Source organism: Streptomyces sp. NPDC006197, assembly GCF_040613865.1.
GTDB lineage: Bacteria > Actinomycetota > Actinomycetes > Streptomycetales > Streptomycetaceae > Streptomyces.
Map to the genome: position 1 here is coordinate 1 of NZ_JBEXSZ010000242.1, position 6,789 is coordinate 6,789.

The window sequence follows — 6,789 nt, forward strand, 5'->3', positions numbered from 1 at the left end:
GCCGCCGCATCCTCACCCGGCACGTCCTTCCCAACATCGCCGAACCGCTCATCCTCAACACCGCCCAGGCGATGGGCGGTGCCCTCCTCGGCCTGTCCGCGATGTCCTTCCTCGGCATGGGCGTCCAGGCACCTTCGTACGACTGGGGACGCCTGCTGAACGAAGCCTTCGGGCACGTCTACGTCACCCCGTCCGTGGTCGTCGCGCCCGCGCTCGCCGTCACCCTCGCCGGCCTCGGCTTCATGCTCCTCGGCGACACCTTCGCGAAGGCCGCCGCCCACACGGGCGAACCCGTCGGCAAGCCCGTCGCCCCCGTGGTGACCCCCGCACGGGAGGAGCCCGTTCCGGACGCCGTCCTGGAGGTACGGGACCTGACCGTCGCCTTCCCCGGCGGCATCACCCCCGTACGCCAGGTGTCGCTGACCGTCCGTGAGGGCGAGATCGTCGGCCTGGTGGGCGAGTCGGGCAGCGGCAAGAGCATGACCGCCGCCGCCATCGGGCAGATCGTGCCCTACCCCGGTCGCGCCGGCAGCGCCCGCACGCGGCTCGGCGGGGTGGACCTCGACGGCCTGACCGACTCCGAACGCCGCAAGCTGCTCGGCTCGTCGCTCGCGATGGTCTTCCAGGACCCCACCAGCTCCCTCAACCCCGCCCTCCGCGTCGGCGGCCAGCTCGCCGAAGTGGCCACCCTGCACGGCGGAGCCACCCGCACCGAGGCACGGGCCCGCGCCGTCGAACGCCTCGGCAGGGTCCGGATCAAGCAGCCGGCCGAGGTCGCCCGGCAGTACCCGCACGAGCTGTCCGGCGGTATGCGCCAGCGCGCCGTCATCGCCATGGGCCTGATGGGCACGCCCCGCCTGATCATCGCGGACGAGCCCACCACCGCGCTCGACGTCACCGTCCAGCGCGAGGTGCTGCGGGTACTGCGCGAGGTGGTCGACGAGACGCGCGCGGGCGCCCTGTTCATCTCCCACGACATCGCCGTCGTCAGCGAACTGTGCGACCGGATCGCCGTCATGTACGCGGGCCGTATCGTCGAGGAACTCCCCGCCGACGCCCTGCACTACGCCCGCCACCCCTACACCCGCGCCCTCGTCGGCTCGCTGCCCGACATGGACACCGACCGCTCGGGGCCCCTCACCACCATCCCGGGCCGCCAGCCCGCGCCCGGCGACGTCGGCGACGGCTGCGCCTTCGCCGACCGGTGCGCCTTCGTCACCGCACGCTGCGCGATCCGCCCCAAGCTGCTCGCCCGCACGGAGGACCACACCGTGGCCTGCTGGGAGGTCCAGTGAACATCGACCGACTCACCGTCCGATACGGCTCCTTCACTGCCGTCGACGACATCAGCCTGGAGGTCCCCGAGGGCTCCGTGACCGGTCTCGTCGGGGAGTCCGGCTCAGGAAAGTCCACCCTCGCTCGCGCCGTGGCCGGCCTGACCCCGTACCGGGGCACGGTCACCGGCGTCGCGCCCGGCCGCGTCCAGATGGTCTTCCAGGACCCGTACTCCTCGCTGAACCCGCGCATGAGCATCGGCACCGCCATTGCCGAAGGCGCCCGCGTCCCGCGCGTCCGGCGGGCGGCGGAGGTCGGGCGGCTCCTCGAACTGGTCTCCCTGCCGGCCACGTACGCGGGCAAGTACCCCCGCGAACTCTCCGGCGGCCAGCGCCAGCGCGTCGCCATCGCCCGCGCCCTGGCGGCCGAGCCGGAACTCCTCATCGCCGACGAGATCACCTCCGCCCTCGACGTCTCCGTCCAGGGCGCCGTCCTCAACCTGCTGCGCGAACTGCGCGGCGAACTCGGGCTGACGATGCTCTTCATCTCGCACAACCTCGCCGTCGTGCGGTACGTCTGCGACGCCGTCGCCGTCATGCACCACGGCCGGCTCGTGGAGTCCGGCCCGGTCGAGGACGTGATCGGCGCACCCCGGGACGCGTACACCCGCACCCTCCTCGACGCGGTCCCCCGCCTCGCCCGCGCCTGAGCCCTCGTCGTCGCGTCCGGCGACCCGTGCCCGTACGGGCCGCCGGACACCCTTCCACCGCCCGAAAGGACCGTCGTGCACCACGACCTCCACCACCGTGCCGTCGTCGCCGACGCGCACAACGACCTCCTCATGGCCGTCGCCGCACGCCCCCCGAAGCGCTGGGGCTCCTTCTTCCGAGAGCGCTGGCTGCCGCAGCTGCGCGAGGGCGGCATCGACATCCAGGTGCTGCCCGTGTTCATCGACGACCAGTACCGCCCCGAGGGGGCGCTGCGGCAGACCCTCCGCATGATCGAGTGCGCCCACGTCCTCGCCGAGGCCAACGCCGACCAGGTCGCGCTGTGCCTGAACGGCGGCGACATCGACGCGGCGCTCGCCGAGGGCAAGGTCGCGCTGATCCTCGCCCTGGAGAGCGCGCCCGGCATCGACGCCTCCGTCGAGCTCTTCCCCACCCTCTTCCGGCTGGGCGTGCGCATGGCCTCCATCGCCCACTGGGGGCGCACCCCGCTCGCCGACGGCAGCCGCGAGGACGCCACCGGCAGCCGGTTGACCGTGCCCGGCGTTCAGGCGCTGCGGGAGATGGAACGCCTCGGGATGCTCTTCGACGTCTCCCACCTGGGGGCGAGCGGCGTCGCCCACGTCCTGGAACTGGCCACCCGGCCGCTCATCGCCACCCACTCGTGCGCCCGCGCCCTGCGCGACCACCACCGCAACCTCACCGACGACCAGATCCGGGGAGTGGCCGCCACCGGGGGAGTGGTGTGCGTGAACTTCGTACCGGACTTCCTCACCGACGACCAGGCGAAGGTGAGCCCAGAGCGGATCGTCGACCACATCGAGCACATCGTCTCCGTGGCCGGGATCGACCACGTCGGCCTCGGCTCGGACTTCGTGCGCGAGGTCATGACCGACGTCACCCCGCCCTGCTGCGAGAGCCTCGACGACGAGGACCCGATGTTCGACTTCCCCGGCCTCGAGGGCCCGGCGGGCATGCCCCTGGTGACCGAGGCGCTCGTCCGCCGGGGCCTGCCGGAGGCGGACGTCCTGAAGGTCCTCGGCGGGAACATGCGGCAGCTCATGACCAAGCACATGGGCTGACATCCGGCGCGGTCACGGTGCCCGGCGGGTCCTTCGACCCGCCGGGCACCGGCCGTTCCACGGGCATTGGGTCCCCGGTACGAATCGGGCGCCCAGGTTGTCACCGCACCACCAACCGGGCCGCGTCCGGCCTGCCTAGCGTGGCGGTCATCCCAACCTGGAGGACCACCGTGCCGGTTGACCAAGAACCCCACCCCCTGCGAGCGGACCACGCGGCCGCCCCCGCCCCCGACCCCGACGCCATGCTCGCCGACCTCGAAGAACTCGTCACCTGCGAGTCGTACTCCGCCGACCACGCCGCCGTCGCCCGCAGCGCCCGGACGGTCGCCGAGCAGGGCACCCGACTGCTCGGCGACCACCCGGAGACGCTCGTGATCGACGGCGTCACACACGTCCGGTGGACTTTCGGAACCCCGCGCGTCCTGCTCCTGGGCCACCACGACACCGTCTGGCCGATCGGCTCGCTCAGGACCCACCCCTGGTCGGTGGAGAACGGCATCGCCCGCGGCCCCGGCGTCTTCGACATGAAGGCCGGCCTGGTCCAGATGTTCCACGCCCTGGCCTCCCTGCCCTCCCTCGACGGGGTGTGCGTGCTCGTCACAGGCGACGAGGAGGTCGGTTCGGACGCCTCCCGCCCGCTCATCGAGGACCTGGCACGCCAGTGCTCGGCCACCTTCGTCCTGGAACCCTCCGCACCCGGAGGAGCACTCAAGACCGGCCGCAAGGGCGTCTCCCTCTACGACGTCACGGTCCACGGCCGGGCCGCCCACTCCGGGCTCGAACCCGAGAAGGGCATCAACGCGGCGACCGAACTGGCCCACCAGATCCTCGCCCTGAGCCGGATCGCCGACACGGTGACCGCGCGGACCGGGCCCGGGACGACGGTCACCCCCACGCTGATGTCGGCCGGCACCGCGAGCAACACCGTGCCCGCCCGCGCCGACCTGAGCGTGGACGTACGCGTGCCCAGCGCCGCCGCCCAGGACGCGGTCGACCAGCTGATCAGGACCCTGCGACCGGAGCACCCCGACGCGCGCCTGAACATCGCCGGCGGCCCCAACCGCCCGCCCCTGGCCCCCGACGCCTCGCACGGCCTCTTCGCCCTGGCCGGCGACATCGCCGTACGCCTCGGCCTCGACCCCCTGCGGCAGGCGGCCGTCGGCGGCGCGTCCGACGGCAACTACACCGCAGGCGTCGGCTGCCCCACCCTCGACGGCCTCGGGGCCGTGGGCGACGGCGCCCACGCCGACCACGAACACGTCGTCACCGCCACGATGCCGGCCCGCGCCCGGCTCCTGGCCCACCTCGTCGGAGCGATGCAGTGACCGCACTCGACGTCCGGGAACTCCACACCATGGAGGACCTCGACACCGTCAGTCGCCTCTACGCCGACATCTGGGGCACGGACGCCGACAGCCCGCCCGTCTCCGCCGAAGTCATGCGCGCCCTGTCCCACGCGGGCAACTACGTGGCCGGCGCGTACGAGAACGACCGCCTGGTCGGCGCGTCCGTCGCCTTCTACGGCGACCCCATCGGCACCACCCTGCACTCCCACATCACCGGCACCGCCATGGGACGCGGCATCGGCCTCGCCCTCAAACGGCACCAGCGCCAGTGGGCCCTCGCGCGCGGGATCAAGCGCATCACGTGGACCTACGACCCGCTGATCCGCCGCAACGCCCACTTCAACCTCGTCAAACTCGGCGCCCGCCCCGAGGAGTACCTCCAGTCCTTCTACGGCGCCATGGACGACGCCATCAACGGCGGCGACGAGTCCGACCGCGTCCTGACCGCCTGGGACCTGACCGCGCCCGCAGGGCCGCACACCTTCGACCTGCCCGCAGATGTGGCCCGCGGTGTCCGCAACGACGACGGCCGCCCCGTGATCGGCCCGACCGATGCCGCCACCGTCCTCATCGACCTTCCCGACGACATCGAGTCCCTGCGCCGCACCGACCCGGGCGCCGCCCGGGAATGGCGCCTTGCCGTACGGCACGTGCTCGGCGACCTGCTCGCCGAGGGAGCCCGCGTCGCCGGCTTCCACGACCGGCACAGCTACGTCGTCCACCGCACCACCGGCACCACCGCCTGAACACCCCACCAGGAGCCACCCGCACATGAAGACCACGATCTCCGGCGTCGAACTGCGCCGCATCGCGATGCCGCTCGTCGCCCCGTTCCGCACCTCCTTCGGCGTCGAGACCAGCCGCGACGTCCTGCTCGTCCGCGTCGTCACCTCCGACGGAACCGAAGGCTGGGCGGAGTGCGCGGCCATGTCCGAGCCCCGCTACTGCTCCGAGTACGTCGACGGGGCCCAGGACGTCCTGCGCCGCTTCCTCGTCCCGGCCCTGCCGAAGAACGGCGTGGACGCGGCCGCCGTCGGCCGCGTACTGGAACCCTTCACCGGCCACCACATGGCGAAGTCGGTCCTGGAGACCGCCGTCCTCGACGCCCAACTCCGCCTGACGGGCGAGTCCTTCGGCTCCTACCTGGGCGCGGCCCGCGACCGCGTTCCCTGCGGCGTCTCCGTCGGCATCATGGACTCGATACCCGAGCTCCTGGACGCGGTGGACGGCTACGTGGCCGAGGGATACGTCCGGATCAAGCTGAAGATCGAACCCGGCTGGGACGTCGAACCCGTCCGCGCCGTCCGTGAGCGCTTCGGCGACGACCTCCTCCTCCAGGTCGACGCCAATGCCGCCTACACCCTCGTCGACGCCCAGCAGCTCGCGAAGCTCGACGACTTCGGCCTCCTCCTCATCGAACAGCCCCTCGCCAACGACGACATGGTCCAGCACGCCCAGCTCGCGAAGCAGCTGCGCACCCCGATCTGCCTGGACGAGTCCATCGAATCCGCCGCCGACGCCGCCGCGGCCGTCTCGCTCGGCGCCTGCTCGATCATCAACGTCAAGCCGGCCCGCGTCGGCGGCTACCTCGAAGCCCGCCGCATCCATGACATCGCCCGTGCCCACGGCGTCCCCGTCTGGTGCGGCGGCATGCTGGAGACCGGCATCGGTCGCGCCGCCAACGTGGCCCTCGCCGCCCTTCCGGGCTTCACCCTCCCCGGCGACACCTCGGGCTCCCACCGCTACTTCGCCACGGACATCACCGAGCCGTTCGTCCTCGCCGACGGCCACCTCGACGTCCCGACGGGCCCGGGTCTCGGCATCGAGCCGCTCCCGGACGTCCTGAAGGAGGTCACCACGTCCACGGAGTGGATCGCGCTCTAGCTCCCAGTAGGGAACGACCACCCGGCGCGAAGGCTCCCTGGGCCCAACCCCGCCCAGGGAGCCTTCGGGCACCTCGTCGGCTGCGACGGAACGGGCCTGCCGGATCGAGGCCCAAATCGGTCCAAGGGGCCGGTCCTCGTGGTGAAGCGGCTGCCAGAGATCCTGGCGGTGGTCAGTAAGGGGCGGGGCTACGACAGGGCCCCGGGCGGGGCCGTGGTGAGGGCCTGTCGGGGTCTGGCCGGACCGTGCCGGGGTCTTGGATTCCGGACGATCACGAGCGGGGGCGGGCGGTCAAATCCCGAACTTTTTCCGCGATGGTGCAGGTCAGCGGATTGTTCGAACTTGGACCGCTCGCGGTGTCCGCGCCCGGGAGGCGGGGCGTGGTACCGGAACACCGCCTCTCAACTGGCCGAACGATCGGTCGGTAGGCCTTTGTCGAAAGCGCGGCCGGAAAGTTGCGGCCACGTGTGCGATCAC

Annotated in this window: 6 protein-coding genes; all 6 read left to right on the forward strand. The window is 72.2% G+C overall.

Going from position 1 to position 6,789, the window contains the following annotated elements; all coding sequences use genetic code 11:
• Nucleotides 1-1,295: oligopeptide/dipeptide ABC transporter ATP-binding protein (locus tag ABZ318_RS38405; RefSeq protein ID WP_356907055.1), on the forward strand; the 1,295-nt coding region annotated here is incomplete at its 5' end.
• Entirely contained in the window at nucleotides 1,292-1,984 is a 693-nt protein-coding gene (locus ABZ318_RS38410) for an ATP-binding cassette domain-containing protein (protein ID WP_356907056.1), read from the forward strand. The genes ABZ318_RS38405 and ABZ318_RS38410, both read left to right, overlap by 4 nt.
• 75 nt (nucleotides 1,985-2,059) lie before the next feature.
• Nucleotides 2,060-3,082: a membrane dipeptidase gene (locus ABZ318_RS38415; RefSeq protein ID WP_356907057.1), complete on the forward strand. Its 1,023-nt coding sequence runs from the start codon at nucleotides 2,060-2,062 to the stop codon at nucleotides 3,080-3,082.
• Nucleotides 3,083-3,324: 242 nt separating this feature from the next.
• Nucleotides 3,325-4,407 carry a M20 family metallopeptidase gene (locus tag ABZ318_RS38420; RefSeq protein WP_356907060.1) on the forward strand — a complete coding sequence of 361 codons (1,083 nt, stop codon included), beginning with the start codon at nucleotides 3,325-3,327 and terminating at the stop codon, nucleotides 4,405-4,407.
• The gene (locus tag ABZ318_RS38425) at nucleotides 4,404-5,174 is read left to right on the forward strand and encodes a GNAT family N-acetyltransferase (RefSeq protein ID WP_356907058.1); all 771 of its coding nucleotides are present in this window, start codon (nucleotides 4,404-4,406) and stop codon (nucleotides 5,172-5,174) included. Before ABZ318_RS38420 ends, ABZ318_RS38425 begins: the two co-directional genes overlap by 4 nt.
• A 25-nt stretch (nucleotides 5,175-5,199) precedes the next feature.
• A complete protein-coding gene (menC, locus tag ABZ318_RS38430; protein ID WP_356907059.1) occupies nucleotides 5,200-6,312 on the forward strand; it encodes an o-succinylbenzoate synthase in 1,113 nt (370 codons plus the stop codon).
• Nucleotides 6,313-6,789 lie beyond the last annotated feature (477 nt).